The organism is Pseudomonas sp. KB_15, assembly GCF_052114525.1.
GTDB lineage: Bacteria > Pseudomonadota > Gammaproteobacteria > Pseudomonadales > Pseudomonadaceae > Aquipseudomonas.
Window position 1 is genome coordinate 1 of record NZ_JBFREX010000271.1, and the last position, 412, is coordinate 412.

General features: G+C 69.6%; 1 pseudogene. It reads right to left on the bottom strand.

Annotated elements, in window-relative coordinates:
• Positions 1-100: 100 nt before the first annotated feature.
• Positions 101-412, bottom strand: a pseudogene (locus AB4Z35_RS30835) (methyl-accepting chemotaxis protein); the annotation flags it as partial.

Sequence of the window (412 nt, forward strand, 5' to 3'; positions counted from 1 at the left end):
GCGCCAGAAAGCAAAAACCGCGGCCAAGGCCGCGGTGTGTGTTTGCGTACGAGCCGGAGCGAGCAGGCCGTCGCCAGCCGGAACGCCGACACCGCGCGCATCATCGACTGGGCCTGCTCGGCCAGCGAATGGCGCCAGAAAGCAAAAACCGCGGCCAAGGCCGCGGTGTGTGTTTGCGTACGAGCCGGAGCGAGCAGGCCGTCGCCAGCCGGAACGCCGACACCGCGCGCATCATCGACTGGGCCTGCTCGGCCMGCGAATGGGCGGCGGCAGCCGCTTCCTCGACCAGTGCCGCGTTCTGCTGCGTCACCGAGTCCATCTGCGTCACGGCCTGGCCCACCTGCTCGATGCCGGTGCTCTGCTCGGCGGAAGCCGCGCTGATCTCGCCCATGATGTCGGTCACGCGGCGCAC